16 protein-coding genes are annotated in these 16,457 nt (G+C 74.0%); 4 read left to right on the plus strand and 12 right to left on the minus strand.

The annotated features are described in order from the left end of the window. Nucleotides 1-36: 36 nt before the first annotated feature. Genes ABZT14_RS13970 through ABZT14_RS13985 form a run of 4 tightly spaced genes read right to left on the minus strand, consistent with a single transcriptional unit; the run spans nt 37 to nt 4,037 of the window. Entirely contained in the window at nt 37-1,014 is a 978-nt protein-coding gene (locus ABZT14_RS13970; protein WP_356301063.1) for an iron-siderophore ABC transporter substrate-binding protein, read from the minus strand. A 17-nt stretch (nt 1,015-1,031) separates the two neighbouring features. Further along, on the minus strand, nt 1,032-1,955 hold the full coding sequence (locus tag ABZT14_RS13975; RefSeq protein WP_356301066.1) for an ABC transporter ATP-binding protein: 924 nt from the start codon (nt 1,953-1,955) through the stop codon (nt 1,032-1,034). Further along, the gene (locus ABZT14_RS13980) at nt 1,945-3,048 is read right to left on the minus strand and encodes an iron chelate uptake ABC transporter family permease subunit (RefSeq protein ID WP_356301268.1); all 1,104 of its coding nucleotides are present in this window, start codon (nt 3,046-3,048) and stop codon (nt 1,945-1,947) included. Before ABZT14_RS13980 ends, ABZT14_RS13975 begins: the two co-directional genes overlap by 11 nt. Before the next feature lie 20 nt (nt 3,049-3,068). Continuing rightward, nucleotides 3,069-4,037: an iron ABC transporter permease gene (locus ABZT14_RS13985; RefSeq protein ID WP_356301270.1), complete on the minus strand. Its 969-nt coding sequence runs from the start codon at nt 4,035-4,037 to the stop codon at nt 3,069-3,071. A gap of 235 nt (nt 4,038-4,272) precedes the next feature. On the opposite strand from ABZT14_RS13985, the gene ABZT14_RS13990 reads away from it, so the two are divergent. Beyond that, nucleotides 4,273-4,908 (plus strand): haloacid dehalogenase-like hydrolase, encoded by a 636-nt coding sequence (locus ABZT14_RS13990; protein WP_356301272.1) that lies wholly within the window; start codon nt 4,273-4,275, stop codon nt 4,906-4,908. Here ABZT14_RS13990 and ABZT14_RS13995 read toward each other — a convergent pair. Further along, nucleotides 4,851-5,147, minus strand: coding sequence for a hypothetical protein (locus ABZT14_RS13995; RefSeq protein WP_356301069.1), 297 nt, complete (start codon nt 5,145-5,147; stop codon nt 4,851-4,853). The genes ABZT14_RS13990 and ABZT14_RS13995 overlap by 58 nt on opposite strands. Before the next feature lie 898 nt (nt 5,148-6,045). On the opposite strand from ABZT14_RS13995, the gene ABZT14_RS14000 reads away from it, so the two are divergent. Next, nucleotides 6,046-6,429: a cold-shock protein gene (locus tag ABZT14_RS14000; RefSeq protein WP_356301072.1), complete on the plus strand. Its 384-nt coding sequence runs from the start codon at nt 6,046-6,048 to the stop codon at nt 6,427-6,429. A gap of 123 nt (nt 6,430-6,552) precedes the next feature. Here the strand turns inward: ABZT14_RS14000 and ABZT14_RS14005 are convergent, their stop codons facing one another. From ABZT14_RS14005 to ABZT14_RS14020, 4 genes are read right to left on the minus strand one after another with little or no spacing between them, the layout of a single operon-like run. Then, nucleotides 6,553-7,419: a 1,4-dihydroxy-6-naphthoate synthase gene (locus tag ABZT14_RS14005; RefSeq protein WP_356301075.1), complete on the minus strand. Its 867-nt coding sequence runs from the start codon at nt 7,417-7,419 to the stop codon at nt 6,553-6,555. Then, nucleotides 7,416-8,120 carry a futalosine hydrolase gene (locus ABZT14_RS14010; RefSeq protein ID WP_356301078.1) on the minus strand — a complete coding sequence of 235 codons (705 nt, stop codon included), beginning with the start codon at nt 8,118-8,120 and terminating at the stop codon, nt 7,416-7,418. The genes ABZT14_RS14005 and ABZT14_RS14010 overlap by 4 nt, the downstream gene beginning before the upstream one ends. Before the next feature lie 10 nt (nt 8,121-8,130). Continuing rightward, entirely contained in the window at nt 8,131-8,616 is a 486-nt protein-coding gene (locus tag ABZT14_RS14015; RefSeq protein WP_356301081.1) for a DUF2771 domain-containing protein, read from the minus strand. 26 nt (nt 8,617-8,642) lie between these two features. Beyond that, nucleotides 8,643-9,968, minus strand: coding sequence for an MFS transporter (locus ABZT14_RS14020; RefSeq protein WP_356301274.1), 1,326 nt, complete (start codon nt 9,966-9,968; stop codon nt 8,643-8,645). Between the two features lie 384 nt (nt 9,969-10,352). Here ABZT14_RS14020 and ABZT14_RS14025 point away from each other — a divergent pair, with 384 nt between their 5' ends. Continuing rightward, complete coding sequence (locus tag ABZT14_RS14025; protein ID WP_356301084.1) at nt 10,353-11,234, plus strand: DUF3027 domain-containing protein; 882 nt, start codon at nt 10,353-10,355, stop codon at nt 11,232-11,234. Between the two features lie 251 nt (nt 11,235-11,485). Here ABZT14_RS14025 and ABZT14_RS14030 read toward each other — a convergent pair whose 3' ends face one another. Together ABZT14_RS14030 and ABZT14_RS14035 are read right to left on the minus strand one after the other, a co-directional pair. Continuing rightward, complete coding sequence (locus ABZT14_RS14030; RefSeq protein WP_356301087.1) at nt 11,486-11,800, minus strand: hypothetical protein; 315 nt, start codon at nt 11,798-11,800, stop codon at nt 11,486-11,488. 12 nt (nt 11,801-11,812) lie between these two features. Continuing rightward, nucleotides 11,813-12,217, minus strand: coding sequence for a DUF4357 domain-containing protein (locus tag ABZT14_RS14035; protein ID WP_356301090.1), 405 nt, complete (start codon nt 12,215-12,217; stop codon nt 11,813-11,815). A gap of 314 nt (nt 12,218-12,531) precedes the next feature. On the opposite strand from ABZT14_RS14035, the gene ABZT14_RS14040 reads away from it, so the two are divergent. Further along, a complete protein-coding gene (locus ABZT14_RS14040; RefSeq protein ID WP_356301093.1) occupies nt 12,532-15,765 on the plus strand; it encodes a molecular chaperone Hsp90 in 3,234 nt (1,077 codons plus the stop codon). Nucleotides 15,766-15,805: 40 nt separating this feature from the next. Here the strand turns inward: ABZT14_RS14040 and ABZT14_RS14045 are convergent, their stop codons facing one another. After that, complete coding sequence (locus ABZT14_RS14045; RefSeq protein WP_356301096.1) at nt 15,806-16,402, minus strand: isochorismatase family cysteine hydrolase; 597 nt, start codon at nt 16,400-16,402, stop codon at nt 15,806-15,808. Between the last annotated feature and the right edge of the window lie 55 nt (nt 16,403-16,457).

Consider the following 16,457-nt stretch of genomic DNA (forward strand, 5'->3'; position numbering starts at 1 on the left):
GCCAACCCCTGGCGGCCACCAGGGGAGTGGAGGGGACTACTGGGTGAGGCGCTTTTCCAGCTCGTCGAGGATCTGTTCGGCGGCGGTGTAGCCGATGCCCTGGATCCACAGTTCGTCCTCGACGCGGAAGGCGCGGTCCTTCTTGACGGCGTTCATGTTCTTCCACAGCGGGCTGCCGACCGTCTTGGACTCCCCGGCCTTCCGGGGGTCGCCGTAGGTGGACCAGAACAGGACGTCGGCGTCGGCCTTGTCGACCTGTTCGGGGCTGATGTCCATGCCCAGGCCGTCGTAGTCGGTGGCCTTGGCGGCGATCGGGGGGCGGCCCAGGCCGACGTCCTTGAGGAGGGTGGCGATGTACGAACGGAGGCCGTAGATGCGGGAGTCGGCGCCCTCGGTGAAGCGCAGTACGCCCACCTCGGTGGCGCCGGCCTTCTTGGCGCCGCCCAGGGATCTGGTGACCTCGCGGGTGTGGTCGCGGTAGTCGGCGATGACCTTGCGGGCCTCGGCCTTGCGGCCCAGGGCCTCGGCGTGGACCAGGAAGTTGGCCTTCCAGGGGTAGCCGGTGGTCTTGGTGAAGACGGTGGGGGCGATCTTGGACAGCTCGTCGTAGCGCTTCTGGTCCCGTACGTCGCTGCTGAGGATCAGGTCGGGCTTGAGCTTGGCGATCTTCTCCAGGTTGGGGGCGCCGATGTTGCCGACGTCGGCGATGCCGCGCACCTTGTCCTCGGGGAGGTACCTGAGGAAGCCCGAGCCCACGTCGGACTTGGTGGCCCCCACCGGCTTGACGCCCAGAGTGAGGGCCGAGTCCAGTTCGGCGGTGTCCAGGACCACCACGCGCTTGGGCTTCGTGGGGACGTCGTGCACCTTGCCCCGGACGGTGGTGAGCGTACGGCCGTCGCCGGAGTCGCTGTCGGTGTCCGAGCCGCAGCCGGTGAGGCCGGCGCAGCCGAGCGAGGTGGTCAGGGCCAGGACGACCAGGGAGTGGCGGCGGGCTCGGGCGGGGCGCTGTCGCATCGGGCGAACCTTTCGGGTCAGTTCGGAGGCTCGGTCAGGGAGTGCTCGGTCACGGGGTGCTTGGTCAGGGAGAGGTGCGAGCGGGAGGGGGCGGCGGGTGGCACGGTCCCGTCCGGGGAGGGCCGCCAGGGCCGGCCGGGTACGACCAGGGGCGAGCCGGTGACCGGATCGGGGACGACCACGGCCTCCAGGCCGAACACCTCGCGCACCAGCTCGGCGGTGACCACCTCCGAGGGTTCGCCCAGGGCGACGACCCGGCCCTCGCGGAGGGCGACCAGGTGGTCGGCGTAGCGGGCGGCCTGGTTGAGGTCGTGCAGTACCAGCACCACGGTGCGTCCGCGTTCGTGGTTCAACTGCCGTACCAGGTCCAGCACTTCGACCTGGTGGGCGATGTCGAGGTAGGTGGTGGGCTCGTCCAGCAGCAGCAGTTCGGTCTCCTGGGCGAGGGCCATGGCGATCCACACCCGTTGCCGCTGGCCCCCGGACAGGGCGTCCACCGCCCGGTCGGCCAGCGCGGCCACCCCGGTGCGCTCCATGGCCTCGCGTACCGCCCGCTCGTCCTCGGCGGACCACTGCTGCCACCAGCGTTGGTGGGGTTGGCGGCCCCGGGCCACCAGGTCGGACACCGTGATGGCCTCCGGGGCGACGGGGCTCTGTGGCAGCAGCCCCAGCCGGCGGGCCACCTCCCGGGTGGGGGTGTGGGCGAGTTCCCGGCCGTCCAGCAGCACCGTTCCCCGGGCCGGGCGCAGCAGCCGCCCCAGGGCCCGCAGCACGGTGGACTTGCCGCAGGCGTTGGGGCCCACCACCGCCGTCACCCGGCCGTCGGGGATGTCCAGGTCGAGGCCCCGGACCACGGTCCGCTGCTCGTAGGCGAGGGTCAACTCCCGGGCGGTGAGCCGGGGTTGGCCCGAGGGGGGCCGGGTGGGGCGGTCAGTGGTCATCGTCGGGCTCCGTACGCGAGGGGCGGAACGGTCGGGCCGGCCGGCGGAGGCGGAAGGGTCGGGGGCGCCAGCCTCCGGCGAGCAGCAGCAGCCAGATCAGGTAGGGCGCCCCGAGGGCGGCGGTCAGTACCCCCACGGGCAGTTCGGTGGGCGCGAACAGCTTGCGGGCCAGCAGGTCGCCGAGGGCCACGAACAGGGCGCCCAGCAGGGCGGATGACAGCAGGGGGATCCGCGCGGTACGGGTGAGGCGGCGGGCGATCTGCGGGGCGAGCAGGGCCACGAAGTCGATGGGGCCGCTGGCCCCGGTGGCGACCGAGGCCAGGCCCACCCCGGCGAGCACCAACACCAGCCGGTCGCGGCCGAGTCGGGCCCCGAGGGCGATGGCGGTGTCGTCGTCCAGGGTCACCCCACGGCGTACCCAGGCGGCCCACAGCACCAGGGGCAGCAGCAGCGCCAGCGCGGCGGCCAGGGGGCGGGCCTGGTCCCAGCCGAGGCCGTTGAGGGAGCCGGTCATCCACATCTTGGCCTGGCTGGCGGCCAGGTAGTCGCCCTTGGTGAGGAACAGTTGGGTGACCGAGCGCAGGGCCACCGCGAAGCCGATGCCGATCAGCACGAACCGGGTGGCGTGCAGTCCGCCGCGCCAGGCGAACACGTACACCAGCGCCGCCGCGCCCGTTCCGCCGGCCACCGAGAGCCAGGGGAGTACGGCGGTGGAGGTGACGCCGAAGGTCAGGGCGCCGACCGTCATGGCGGCGGCTCCGTGGGTGACGCCGATGATCTCGGGGCTGGCCAGCGGGTTGCGGGCGACGGTCTGGATCAGCGCCCCGGCGGTGCCCAGGGCGGCACCGGCGAGCAGGCCGACCGTCAGCCGGGGTAACCGCAGGGTGCCGACGACCAGTTCCTCGGGGGAGGGCTGGCCCAGCAGCACCCGTACCACCTCGGTGGGGGCGGTGTAGGTCTCGCCCACGCTCAGGTGGGCCACCGTGGCGCAGGCCAGCAGTACGGCGAGGGTGGCGGCGACCAGGATCGAGCGGCGGTGCAGCAGTACCGACAGGCCGGGGCGGCGCACCGCGCGGTAGCCGGTCGGGGCCAGGGGCTTCGGGGGCGCGGCGGTCACGCGGACACCGCCTTCCGCCGTACCAGGGCCACCAGGAACGGCATCCCCACCAGAGCGGTCATCACCCCGACCGGTACCTCGCCGGGCGGGAACAGCACCCGGCCCACCACGTCGGAGGCCAGCACCACCACCGGGCCCAGCAGGGCCGTCATCGGCAGCAGCCAGCGGTGCGAGCCGCCCACCAGGGCCCGGGCGAGGTGCGGTACCGCGAGGCCGACGAACACCACCGGTCCGGCGGCGGCCACTCCCACCCCGGTCAGTACGGTCGCTCCCAGCCCGCCCACCAGGCGTACGGTCGCCACCCGGTGCCCCAGCCCCCGGGCCAGGTCCTCGCCCAGGGCCAGGGCGTCCAGCCCCCGGGCGGCGGCGGCCACCAGGGTCAACCCCGTCAGCAGGAAGGGGGCCAGCTGGTCGACCATCTCCAGGTCACGGTCGGCGAGGGAGCCCACCTGCCAGAACCGGAACTCGTCGAGGGCGGCGGCCCGGGTGGTGAGGACGGCGGTGATGACCGAGGCCAGCAGGGCGTTGACGGCCGCGCCGGCGAGGGCCAGCTTGACCGGGGTGGCTCCGCCGCGTCCCCGTACGGCGACGGAGTACACCAGTACCCCGGCGGCGCCGGCCCCGAGGAAGGCGAACCAGACGTAGCCGGCGAGGTGGTGGACGTCCAGGAAGGCGATGGCGCACAGCACGCCGACGGCCGCGCCCTGGCCCACCCCGAGGATGCCGGGTTCGGCGATGGGGTTGCGGGTCAGGCCCTGCATCACGCAGCCGGCCAGCCCCAGGGCGGTGCCGACCATGACGCCCACCAGGGTGCGCGGTACCCGCATGGAGCGGACCACCTGGGCCGCGTCGCTGTCCCCGCCGTGCCACAGCACGTCCCAGACGGTGGCCGGGGCGATGCCCCGGGAGCCGATCGCCAGGCTGGCCAGTGCCGTCAACGCCAGCGCCAGGGTCCCCGCCACCATCCAGGCCACGCGGGCGGAGGTACGGGGGGTGTTCCGTGACTCGCGGGCCTCGCCCCGGGCGGGGGCGGGCAGCGTGGTGGCAGGCATCGGTTCCCGGTGAGTCCCTGGGGGCAGGTAAGGCGGACCTAAGTGTACGGGGCGGGTGCGCGACAATGGGTCGGTGGTTCCTCACGCGCAATTCCCGTACCAGCCGCTGCCGTTGCCCTCCGCGCCCACCGTCGGGTTCGACCTGGACATGACGCTGATCGACTCCCGCCCCGGGGTGCTGGCCACCTACCGGGCGCTGTCGGAGGAGACCGGGGTGTGGGTGGACGCCGAGCTGGCCGTCTCCCGCCTGGGCCCGCCCCTGGAGGAGGAGTTGGCCCACTGGTTCCCGTCCGAGGCGGTGGGCGAGGTGGCCGACCACTACCGCCGGCTGTACCCCCGGTACGCGGTGGAACCGGTACCCGCCCTCCCCGGGGCGCACCAGGCGCTGGCCGCCGTACGCCGGGCCGGGGGGCGCGTCCTGGTGGTCACCGCCAAGAACCGGCGGCTGGCCGAACTGCACCTGTCCCGACTGGGACTTGAGGTGGACGGCCTGCTGGGCGGCCTGTGGGCCGAGGCCAAGGGGGACGCTCTACGGGAGGAGGGCGCGGCGGTGTACGTGGGCGACCACGTCGGGGACGTACGGGGCGCCCACCGGGCGGAGGCCTGGTCGGTGGCGGTGTCCACCGGCCCCTGCGGCCCGGGGGAGCTGCGGGAGGCGGGCGCCCACGTGGTACTGCCGGACCTCGGCGAGTTCGCCGGCTGGCTGGCGGCCTGCCCCCAGGGGGCTCAGGGCTCCCGGGACTCCGGCCCGGTCGGGGAGCCGGCGAGGGACGACCTGGCCTGACGGCGCCCCTCCCGCGCGGAGTGCAGCAGCCCGGCGGCGGCGAGGGCGAAGCCGGCGCCCATCAACATGCACACCCAGTACGCGGCGGCGGGGAAGGGGTCGGTGCCCAGGAACAGGGGCGCGACGGTGACCAGGGTGCCGACGGCGCCGAGCAGGAACAGGATGCCGCCGGCGCGCACCAGGCGGTCACCGGTACCGGGAGTCTCAGCGTTCACCCCACCAGGGTAGGCCCGCCCCATCCCCGACCCACCCTCGGTGGCCGTAGGGGGGGCTGGCGCTCGGGGCGGAGCTTGGACGTGGGCACCCGCCCTCGTGGCTGGACTGGTGCTCGGGGTGGAGGCTCTGGCAACGGCGCCCGTCCTCGTGGCGGGGCCCGGACGTGGGCACCCACCCTCGTGGCTGGGCTGGGCTGGTGCTCGGGGTGGGTCCTCTGGGGACGGCATCCACCCTCGTGGCTGGGCTGGCCCCTCGGAAGCGGTCCCTCGGGCAAGGGCGCCTGTCCTCGGGGCTGAGGTCGGGGCAGGCGTGACCGGGGTGGGGTTCGGCCTCGGTCCGGGGGAGCGGGGTGGCCGGCTTGGGTGACCGGGGTGGGCTCAACCCGCCCTCGTGGGGTGGCTGTCGGGTTCCGTGGGTTGCCGCCTTGCCGGGGCTGCCGGGGCCAGCCACTGGCAGGGGCACCCATCCCTCGGGGTTGGGCCAGTGGCTTGGGGTGGGCCTCGGTGTCTTGGTGGTCCGCCCTCGGGGTGGGGCGCTCGGGGTGGGCCCTTTGACAACGGTGCCCACCCTCGTGGCTGGGTCGGTGCTCGGGGCGGAGCCCTTTGACAACGGCGCCCACCCTCGTGGCTGGGTCGGTGCTCGGGGCGGAGCCCAGACGTGGGCGCCCGTCCTCGTGGCTGGGTCGGTGCTCGGGGTGGGTTCTGGTCCGGGGTGGTGGCGTTTCAGCGGCGCGGGGGCGCGGGTAGATCGGTCACAGACGCAGGAACGAACGACGCAGGAACGAACAGGGCTTCTTGCCAGTGGCCGCCCTGCGACTAGCCTTGTAGCCGGCGGGCCGTGGCCCGCTCGCGTGCTATTGAGCGCCAGTTTTCCCCAGCAACGCAGCGGCCCCGCTGCCCGAGTGCGAGGACGAGGACGGACGTGCCTACCGGCAAGGTCAAGTGGTTCAACAGCGAGAAGGGCTTCGGCTTCCTCTCCCGTGATGACGGTGACGATGTCTTCGTCCATTCCTCCGCGCTGCCACCGGGGGTGGACGTGTTGAAGCCCGGGCAGCGGGTGGAGTTCGGGGTGGCCGCCGGGCAGCGCGGTGAGCAGGCGCTGTCGGTGACCGTCCTGGACCCCGCGCCCTCGGTCGCGGCGGCGCAGCGGCGGAAGCCGGACGAGCTGGCCTCCATCGTGCAGGACCTGACGACCCTGCTGGAGAGCGTCACCCAGTCCCTGGAGCGGGGGAAGTACCCGGACAGACAGCACGGTCGCAAGATCGCCGGAATGCTGCGCGCGGTGGCGGACCAGCTGGACGTCTGACCCGGGCCCGTGCTCGCCCCGTCCACGTACGGGCCGGGGGAGGACATCACACATACGGAGAGTGCCGACACCCACGGGGTGTCGGCACTCTCCGTATGTCAGAACCGGACCGAGCGGGTCGGGTCAGGGGAAGGCCAGGGCGTCCGTGGGCATCGGCGGCACCAGTCCCTCGGCCGCCGCCCGGGTCAACAGGCCGCGTACGGCGGCGTATCCGGCCTCGCCGAGGTCGGCGGTGAACTCGTTGACGTACAGCCCGATGTGCTGGTTGACGACCTCGGGAGCCAGTTCCTGGGCGTGCTGGCGTACGTAGTCCGCGGAGGCTGTCGGGTTGTCCCAGGCGTACCGCACCGAGGCGCGCGCCGACTCCGCCAGCCGCTCCAGGCGGGCGGCGCCCAGCGAACGGCGGGCGATGATCGCGCCCAGGGGGATGGGCAGCCCGGTGGTGGACTCCCAGTGCTCGCCCATGTCGGCCAGGCAGTGCAGCCCGAAGTCCTGGTAGGTGAACCGGGCCTCGTGGATCACCAGGCCGGCGTCCACCCGGCCGTCCCGTACCGCCGGCATGATCTCGTGGAAGGGCAGGATCTGGACCTCGCCGACGCCGCCGGGGACCTGTTCGGCGGCCCACAGCCGGAACAGCAGGTAGGCGGTGGACCGCTCGCTGGGTACCGCGACCGTGCGGCCGGCGAGGGATTCCGGTGACTGGCCCTCCTGGGCGGTCAGCACCAGCGGGCCGCAGCCCCGGCCGAGGGCGCCGCCGCAGGGCAGCAGGGCGTACCGCTCCCACACCCAGGGGAGCACCGCGTACGAGACCTTGAGTACGTCGCCCTCGCCGCGCTGGGCCATGCCGTTGGTGACGTCGATGTCGTGGTGCAGCACCTTCAACGGTGGCGCGTCCGGCAGCAGCCCGTGCGACCAGGCGTGGAAGGTGAAGGTGTCGTTGGGGCACGGGGAGTAGCTGAACTCCAGCGTGTCCTCGGTCAGTTCGGTCATGTCCGCTCCTCGCCCTCCCACAGTGGCACCAGCGCCTCGGCGGCCCTGCCCAGGGCGGCCAGCGCGCCGGGGATGTCCCACGCGTCACGGTTCCGTGGCCCCACCTCGTTGGAGATGGTACGCAGTTCCAGCACCGGCACCCGGTGTCCGAGGGCCGCCGAGGCCACTCCGAACCCCTCCATGGCCTCCGCCCGGGCCCGGGGGTGGCGACGTGACAACTGCTCGGCGCGCTCCCGGGTACCGGTCACCGTGGACACCGTCAGCACCTCGCCCGGTACCCCGCCCACCGCCGCCACCACCGACCGCACCAGGTCAGCCGGGCAGTCCACCCGGTCCACCCCGAACCCCAGGCCGGTCACCGGGGTGAAGCCCTCCGGGGACTCCGCCCCGAGGTCGGCGGCCACCACGGACTCGGCCACCACACAGCCGGCCGGCCCGACCCCGGGGAAAGAGCCCCCGATGCCGGCGGACAGCACCACGTCGTAGGGGTGGCCGTCCAGTTCGGCGACCGTCAGGGCGGTGGCCGTGGCCGCGGCCGAGGCCGCCGGTCCCACCCCGCCGGCCAGCACGTCCACCCGCCCGCCGGGCAGGGCGGCACGTCGCAGTTCGTACCCACCGGGCAGGGGATGGACGGTGGTGTCGCGGCCCGCCAAGAAGGCGTCCCGCTCCGGCACCACCGCCGTGACGGCCAGCACCCTCATGACCGGGGGCTCAGTCCCGCTTGAGGGTCAGCGGCCACACGCCCAGGGCCGTACCGTCCTTGATGGCCACGATCTGCACCGACACCGACTTGGGCGGGCGCTGGCCCTGCTGGCTGGGCTGGAAGAACTGGTCGGCCGAGAGGCTGTAGTACGTCTTCTTCACCACGTCGGGCAGAGCGGCCTGCTTGTTGACGAACAGCATCCAGCCCTTGCCGTCCTCCGTCAGGTGCGACTCCATGCCCAGGCGCAACTTGTCGCCCATCGCCACCTTGAGGGTGTTGCCGTCGTGGTCCAGGCACCCCTGGAGCTTGCTGTTGGCCAGCTTCTTGCCCTCGTCCCAGCAGACGGCCTTGACGCTCAGGGTCTTGGTGCCCACGGTCGCGGTCGCCAGCGGCGTCGGCTTCTCGCAGCCGGAGAGGGCGACGAGCCCGAGGGTCACGACACCGATCGCGGTGGCGGTACGGGCGGTCCGACGGCTGAGGCGTGCTGTGGTCATGCCGGCAGGTTACCGGCCAGGTCCGGCTAGGCCACGCGCGGGTGTCCCGTGCCGCGACGGGCCCCGCTGACCAGTCCCCGTACCGTCGTCAGCCAGCCCAGGGCGACCACCGCCCCGCCGACGGCCATCCCGAGCGGGCCCACCAGTGGGAGGCTGATGCCCACCAACCCGCCCACCACCCAGGACATCTGCAACAGGGTCTCCGAGCGGGCGAAGGCCGAGGTGGACACGGTCTGCGGTACGTCCCGCTGGATCAGCGCGTCCAGGGACAGCTTCCCCAACGCCTGGCACAGCCCCGCCGAGGCGGCCACCGCCACCACCGGCGCCAGGTCGAACACCACGGTCGCGACCGTGGCCGCCGCCAGGTCGACCAGCAGCACCGTGGTGATGATCCACTCCGGGCCCCGGTCCCTCAGCCAGGCCCCCAGGGCGGTACCCACCGCGTTCCCCAGTCCGGCGGCCCCGCCCACCACGGCCAGCGCCAGGGCGGCCGAGATGCCGGGCAGGGGGTGCTCGCGCAGCATGAACGCCAGGAAGAAGGTCAGGAACCCGGACAGCACCCGCAGCGAGGAGTTCGCCAGCAGGGCGGGCAACACCGAGCCACCGACGTTGCGCAGCCCCGGCCGGTCACCGCGCCCGGCCCGCCCGGCCCCGTGCGCGCGGTGCGGGAGGTGCGGTATGTGGGGTTCGGCGAGCCGGGCCCGCCGCTCGCCCCTGGCCGAGTCCACCTTGGGCGCCAGGGTGAACGCCAGTACCGCCCCCGCCGCGAACACCACCGCCGCCCCGTACAACGGCCAGCGGGGACCCAGCTGTTGGAGGCCCACCCCCAGGGGCGCGGCCAGTCCCGTCGCCAGCAGCCCGGACAGGGTCACCCGCGAGTTGGCCTTGACCAGCGAGATACGGCGCGGCAACAGCCGGGGCACCACGGCGGAGCGGACCACCCCGTACGACTTGGAGGCGACCAGCACCCCCAGGGCCGCCGGGTACAGCCGTAGGTCCTCCTGGTCCACCAGCCCGGTCATCGCCAGCGCCAGCAGTACCCGCACCAGCATCGCGGCGGCCATCGCCGCCCGCCGCCCGTGGGGCAACCGGTCCAGCAGCGGGCCGATCACCGGCGCCAGCAGGACGAAGGGGGCCATGGTCACGGCCAGGTAGAGGGCCACCCGCCCCCGGGCCTCCCCGGTGGGCACCGAGAAGAAGATGGTGGACGCCAGTGCCACGGTGACCAGCATGTCGCCGGCCGAGTTCACCGCGTGCAGCTCGATCAGCTTCCCCAGCCCCGACTCGCCGGCCCCCTGGGCGTGGGTGGCCCTGCGTATCCGCCGGCCCACCGCCCTCGGCGGAGCGGCCACCTTCCGCGCCCAACGTCGAGCCCGCCCGGGCTGATCGTCCGAGGCGTCCTGATCCGTTCCGTTGGTGGGTGACCTTCCGTTGTGCTCCGCCTTGTCGGGTGTCACCACGTCAGTGTGCAGCAAGGAGACCCCCAGGAGGAGGGGCGTCAGGGGACCGCCGCGAGTTCCTCGGCTGGAGCATTGGGGTAGCGTGGCGGTCGGTGCGCTCCGCACGGCCGGCAACCGGTGCTGGCGCGGACGTCGCAGCGGCCACCCGGTCCCGCTCCGTCCGCCCTGAACCGTCCCCGAGCTCGGACGGACTCCCGGCGGGAGATCCCTGCCGTACGGTCGCGCACCCCTGTCAGGCATCAGGGCGTAGGAGAGACGAATTCTTGTGAGTGCCGAATGAGCGCCGCGACGCGCAGCACACGGAGCCGCCGTACCCCCGACCGCCTGTGCAGCGAGGCGGTGGACCTCGCCCGTGGCGCGGCGGAGGAAGCCGCGCGCCCGGGGATGGTGGGCGAACACCTGGAAGCGGTGTGGGAGGGCGACCGCATCGTCACCCACCTGTTCGCCTGCGAGGAACCGGGTTACCGGGGTTGGCACTGGGCGGTGACCGTCGCCCGCGCCTCCCGCGCCAAGACCGTCACCCTGGACGAGGCGGTACTGCTGCCCGGCCAGCACGCCATCCTCGCCCCCCAGTGGGTGCCCTGGAGCGAGCGGCTACGTCCCGGCGACATGGGTCCCGGTGACCTGCTGCCCACCGAGTCGGACGACCTCCGGCTGGAACCGGGCACCTCCGGCGAGGACAGTCCGCCCCCCAACTCGGCCCTGGTCAAGGAACCCCAGGCCACCGAGCCCCAGGGGGAGGCCGGCCCCGAGTCGGAGGACGGTGAGGAGTACCAGCCGGAGCACCCGCCCACCCGCGCGGAGATCGTCTCGGTCGCCCAGGAACTGGGCATGGGCCGCCCCCGGGTGCTGTCCCGGTACGGGCTGCAACTGGCCGCCGAACGGTGGGAGGAGAGCCACGGTCCGCGTACCCCCATGGCGCAGTCGGCGCCCGGCGCCTGCGACAGCTGCGGCTTCCTGGTGCCGCTCAGCGGTTCGCTGAGGCAGGTCTTCGGGGTGTGCGCCAACGAGAACAGCCCCGCCGACGGCCATGTGGTGGCCCTGGACTACGGCTGCGGCGGCCACTCCGAGCGTGCCGTGATGCCCGAACCGCCCCGCCCCCCGGCCCCGGTGATCGACGAGACCCGGGTCGACCCCCTGGAACTGCACCAGAGCTGACCGGTTCCGCCCGGGCCGGCGGGTCGCGACAGCCGGCCGGACCGGGCGGTTGGACCGGGCGGCCCTGGCGCCGCGAGGAGCGCCGTGGACGACCTCGCGGTGGCGCTCGTACCGATGACGTGGGCCGCGCCCCACGTCATCGGTGGTCGCGTGACCTCCCTCGACAGGGCCTGTCGCCCGGCGATGAGCGGTGTGCCCCGTGGCCCGGGACCCACGGCCGTGTTCCCGGCGGCGGGCTCGCTCCCCGGCGCCTACTCCCCTCCTTCCGCGCCGCGTGGTGGCGGGGAACGCCAGGTTGAGGGGTCGGACGGTGGCGGTTCCTCCTGGGGGACGCCAGCCTTCCGGTACTCCAGGAGGGCCTGGACCTGCTGGGCGGGGTCGTTCATGTGGTTGACCGTGGCCACGAAGTTCTCGTCGTACTGGCGGCTGGCCCGCTCGCGCATCAGCGCACGGAGTTGTCCGGCCGCGAGCGTCACCACGCAGAGCGCGCCCAACCACCAGGGCACGGTGACGAGGACGGGGAGCGTGATGGCGGGAAGGCGAGAGCCTCCCTCTGTCTCGAACATCTCTTGCCGATCTCAATATTGCTCTCTGATGCTCTGTAGGGTCTCCCCGTTGGAGTCGATCAGCCAGAACGACCACCCGTTGCGGTTGGCGGTTCCGTCCGGCTTGAGGTCCCGCAGCACCGCCACGGCCGCCCCGCTGGGGGACTTGTAGTGGCCCTCGCCGGGGCCGGGGTCCACCGTCAGGCTGCGGTTGTTCAGGTCGTAGCGTCCGGTGACGCGTTTCCCCCGGTAGAAAGCGTGTACCGGCACGGTGTCGTCCTCCGGGGCGGCGGGGGGCGACACGGGTGACGCGGCGGCGTTGTGGAAGTGGTCGACGAGGCGGGCGACGGCCTGGCCAGGTGTCACCTCCCACGCCCGCGACAGGAGGGTGACCTTCTCGTGGGTGTCGGCTTCCAGGTCGATGCGATGGGTGGTCATGGTGGGGAGTCTGCCACGCGTGAGCGTTTCAAGCCAGCAAAAGAGCGAAGATAGAATTGTGAGCGCGATCTCCGTGCCCACCCCGAGGTGCGCTGTGACCCGCTCCCGATCTCCCGGCGACGGCCCCCGAAGAGGAGTCGCCCGAGGTCTCCGTGAGACCGGCGGAGTGTCCCGACTCGCCCTGGAGCGGGGGGTGTTGGGGGGTGCGGGGTGCTGGGGAGACGCCTGGCTGACGGTGTCCGGCGCTGCCTGTTCGGTGGCGATGTCGTACCGTCGCCGCTACGAAGCAGGCAGCGGCCCGAGGGAGTAGCCAGGTGAGCGGCGGCGGCACGGTGTGGGTGGGACAGGACGGGGACACGGACGCCTTCGACACCGCACGCCTCAGAGGCGCGGTGCTGGACGCGTGGACGTCCTCCCCGGCCCGGTTCCGGGAGGACGCCAACGCCGAGGAGGAACTGGTCCTCGGCGGCTACCGCGACCGCCTCCTGGTCGAACTGGCCCAGAACGCGGCCGACGCCGCCACCCGCGCCGACACCCCCGGCCGGCTGCTGCTGGCGCTCCGGGACGGAGTGCTGGTCGCCGCCAACAACGGCGCCCCCCTGGACGCGGCCGGCGTCGAGTCGCTGGCCACCCTCCGCGCCTCCGCCAAACGGGACAGCCCCGGGGTGGGCCGGTTCGGCGTCGGCTTCTCCGCCGTACTCGCGGTGACCGACGAGCCGGCCGTGGTCAGCCGTACCGGCGGGGTGCGGTGGTCCCTGGCCGACGCCCGCGAACTGGTCACCGAACGCGCCCACGTCCAGCCCGGGCTGGACGAGGAACTCCGCCGCCGCGAGGGCCACCTCCCGCTGCTCCGGCTGCCCCTGCCCGCCCAGGGCACCCCGCCCACCGGCTACGACACCGCCGTCATCCTCCCGTTGCGGGACGCGGCGGCACGGGAGCTGACCCGGCGGCTGCTGGACGAGCTGGACGACGCCCTGCTGCTGACCCTGCCCGGGCTGGCCGAGGTCAGCGTGGAGGTGGACGGAGCCACCCGGCTGCTGTGCCGCCGTACGGAGGGGCCGGACACCCTGGTGGAGGACCGGCACCCGGCCCAGGGCACGCGCACCACCCGGTGGCGGGTGGCCACCGCCCACGGCCGTACCGACCCCGCCCTGGTGGCCGACCGGCCCCAGGAGGAGCGGCGCCGCCCGGAGTGGGCGGTGACCTGGGCGGTTCCCGTCGACGCCGAGGGGGACCCGGCCCCGCCCCGCACCCGGGCGGTGGTGCACGCCCCCACCCCCACCGACGACGAACTGGGGCTGCCGGCGCTGCTGATCGGGACCTTCCCGCTGGAGTCCACCCGGCGCCGGATCGCCCCCGGGCCGCTGACCGACCACCTGCTGGAGCGCGCCGCCGAGGTCTACGTACGGTTGCTGCGCGAGTGGCGGCCCCTGACGAGCGGCATCGTCGACCTGGTACCGGGCCCCCTGGGCCGGGGCGAGCTGGACGCCGCGCTGCGGCGGCACCTGCTGCGGCTGCTGCCGGAGGTGCCGTTCCTGCCGAGTGCCGCCCCCGTGGCCGGGGAGGAACCGGCCGAGGAGGACGAGCCGTCGCCCAGCGGGCTGCGGCCCCGGGACGCGGAACTGGTCGAGGGCGCCGGCGCGGAGACCCTGACCGTGCTGGCCGAACTGTTCCCCGGGCTGCTGCCGGCCGGTCTGGAACGTCGGCCCGAGCTGCGTACCCTCCAGGTGAGCCGGGTGCCGCTGGGCGAGGTCATCGACCGCCTGGCCGGAGTGGAGCGGCCCACCGGCTGGTGGCGGCGGCTGTACGACTCGCTGGCCGGCATCGACCCCGACCGGCTGACCGGGCTTCCGGTGCCGTTGGCCGACGGGCGCACCACCATCGGGCCCCGTCGGGTACTGCTGCCGCACCCGGCCACCGAGGACGCCGACCGGCTGGCCCGACTGGGGCTGAAGGTGGCGCACCCGGACGCCGCTCACCCCCTGCTGGAGCGGCTGGGCGCCACCCCGGCCACCCCCCGGGCGGTGCTCACCACCCCCCAGGTGCGGGCGGCGGTGGCGGCCTCCCTGGACCTGGCCGACAGCGCCTTCGGCGGGCTGGACGACCTCGACGCCGCCCTGGACGGTACCGGGCCCCAAGGCGCCCCGGACGCCGAGGAGTTGGCGGAACTCGTCCTGGGCCTGGTGCGGGACGCCGGCCTCCAGCCCGGGGACGAACCCTGGCTGGCCGCGCTGGCCCTGCCGGACGAGGACGGCGAACTGAGCCCGGCCGGTGAGCTGGTGTACCCGGGCAGCGCCTTCCACCAGGTGATCCGGCCCGAGGAGCTGGCCACCGTCGACCCCGAGTGGGCCGAGCGCTGGGGCGAGAAGCCGCTGACGGCCGTGGGCGTACTGGCCACCTTCGCCCTGGTGCGGGCCACCGACGTGGTGCTGGACCCGGACGACCTGGAACCCCGCGAGGGTGACTACCCCGAGCCGGACGACGTGGGCCTGCTGGACGCGGTGGACGTGTGGTGCGAGGACACCCTCGACGGCCTCCCGGAGGGCGCGGTGCCCCCGGTCGCCGCCGAGATCGTCGCGGTACGTGACCTGGATCTGGTGGACGACGACCAGTGGCCCCGGGCCCTGGCGATGCTGGCCCAACCCCCGCTGCGGGACGCCCTGGTGGAGCCGGTACGGGTACGGGGCGTGGCCGGCCCCACCGGCGCCCCCGACGGGCCCACCGAACTGGTCCGCCCGTACACCGCCTGGTGGCTGCGCGGCCACCCGATCCTGGACGGCCGGCGCCCGGCCGGACTGCGCTCCGCCGAGGGCGACCCCCTGCTGGCCGGCCTCTACGCACCGGTGGACACCTCCGCCCTCCGCCACTCGGGAGGGGAGGGGGACGTACGGGTACTGGCCGCCCTGGGTGTCCGCAGCTCCGCCGCCGCCCTGCTGGACGAGCCCGGTGGTCCCGCCGAGCTGCTGGCCCGCCTGGTCGACCCCGACAGCACGGTCACCGCCGAGCAACTCCACGGCCTGTACGGGCTGTTGGCCGAGCTGGACCCCGAACAGGTCACCCTGCCCGAGGAGTTGAGGGCGGTACGGGCCGACGACGGCACCGTGGTCGTGGTGGACGCCGAGGAGGCCGTGGTCGCCGACGCCCCCGACCTGGTGCCCCTGGCCGGCGACCGCCCGCTGTTGCCGGTCAGCCCCCGGATGGCCGGCGCCCTGGCCGCCCTGCTGGAAGTGCCCCGGCTCAGCGAGACCCTGGCCGACCGGGCGGTACCCGAAGGAGAGGGCGAGCCCCGCGAGGTGCCCCCCTCGGTACGGCGCCTGCTGCCCGGCGCCCCGACCGGCTACCGCGAGCACGAACAGCTGCTGCTGTCCGGCACCGAGGTGGACTGGCGACTGGTCCCCGGGGGCGCCCTGCACGCGTCCACCCTGGAGGGAGTCGCCGCCGGCCTCGCCTGGGCGGCCGGCCAGTGGGCCCGCCGCTTCGAGGTCGCCGCCCTGCTGGAGGACCCGGGCCGGGTCGCCGAACTGGAACGGGAACGCTGGTACGAGTAGCCCGGGGGCTCAACCACCGGTCACGTGGGGGTGGTGGGGCTCAGCCCGCCCGGAGCAGGGCACGCAGCTCCACGCTGTCGACGAGGTGGGCCCGGGTGGGCAGCACCCGGTGGAGCAGGACGTCGTGGACCTCTGGATCCGGGTCGGCGACACCGTCGGAGAGGACCAGCAGCCGGTAGTCGCGGTCCGCCGCGTCCATGACGGTGGACAGCACGACGCCGCTGGTGCTGACACCGGAGACGACCAGCGTGCTGATGCCCCGCTCACGGAGCCGCCGGTCCAGGTCGGTGGTGGACAGGGCGCCGTAGCGGATCTTGCGTACCGTGATGTCGCCCTCCCGGGGCGCCAGACGCCGGTGGAAGGCGGTGGCCGGGTCCTCGTGGTGCATCGCGCGACGCTCGGCCAGCGCGGCGAAGGACCTGTTGCCGGCCGGTACGGCGTCCCACTCGGCCTCGGTGAAGCCCACGCGTACGTGGGCCACCGTGCCGCCGCTCGCGCGCACGTCGGCGACGGCCCCCGCCAGGCGGTCCAGCAGGGCGTCCGCCTCCTCCTCGGGCAGCCGGGCCAGGATGCCCGGCTGGTAGTCCATGACCAGCAGGGCGGTGCGTACCGGGTCGAGTACGGGGGTGGCGCTCACGTGGGTCTCCTTCTCGTGGTTGGGTGCCGGCCGGCACCCAACCACGAAAAGGAGA

The organism is Streptomyces sp. NPDC005438 (genome assembly GCF_040606315.1).
Lineage (GTDB): Bacteria > Actinomycetota > Actinomycetes > Streptomycetales > Streptomycetaceae > Streptomyces.

Excerpts from the sequence above, each read along its gene's own strand:
- ABZT14_RS14005 (WP_356301075.1), bottom strand. The coding sequence starts at position 7,419 with ATGACCGAACTGACCGAGGACACGCTGGAGTTCAGCTACTCCCCGTGC.
- ABZT14_RS14025 (WP_356301084.1), top strand. The coding sequence starts at position 10,353 with ATGAGCGCCGCGACGCGCAGCACACGGAGCCGCCGTACCCCCGACCGC.
- ABZT14_RS13975 (WP_356301066.1), bottom strand. The coding sequence starts at position 1,955 with ATGACCACTGACCGCCCCACCCGGCCCCCCTCGGGCCAACCCCGGCTC.
- ABZT14_RS14010 (WP_356301078.1), bottom strand. The coding sequence starts at position 8,120 with ATGAGGGTGCTGGCCGTCACGGCGGTGGTGCCGGAGCGGGACGCCTTC.
- ABZT14_RS13970 (WP_356301063.1), bottom strand. The coding sequence starts at position 1,014 with ATGCGACAGCGCCCCGCCCGAGCCCGCCGCCACTCCCTGGTCGTCCTG.
- ABZT14_RS13995 (WP_356301069.1), bottom strand. The coding sequence starts at position 5,147 with ATGGGGCGGGCCTACCCTGGTGGGGTGAACGCTGAGACTCCCGGTACC.
- ABZT14_RS14035 (WP_356301090.1), bottom strand. The coding sequence starts at position 12,217 with ATGACCACCCATCGCATCGACCTGGAAGCCGACACCCACGAGAAGGTC.
- ABZT14_RS14015 (WP_356301081.1), bottom strand. The coding sequence starts at position 8,616 with ATGACCACAGCACGCCTCAGCCGTCGGACCGCCCGTACCGCCACCGCG.
- ABZT14_RS13990 (WP_356301272.1), top strand. The coding sequence starts at position 4,273 with ATGACGCTGATCGACTCCCGCCCCGGGGTGCTGGCCACCTACCGGGCG.
- ABZT14_RS13985 (WP_356301270.1), bottom strand. The coding sequence starts at position 4,037 with ATGGTGGCGGGGACCCTGGCGCTGGCGTTGACGGCACTGGCCAGCCTG.
- ABZT14_RS14030 (WP_356301087.1), bottom strand. The coding sequence starts at position 11,800 with ATGTTCGAGACAGAGGGAGGCTCTCGCCTTCCCGCCATCACGCTCCCC.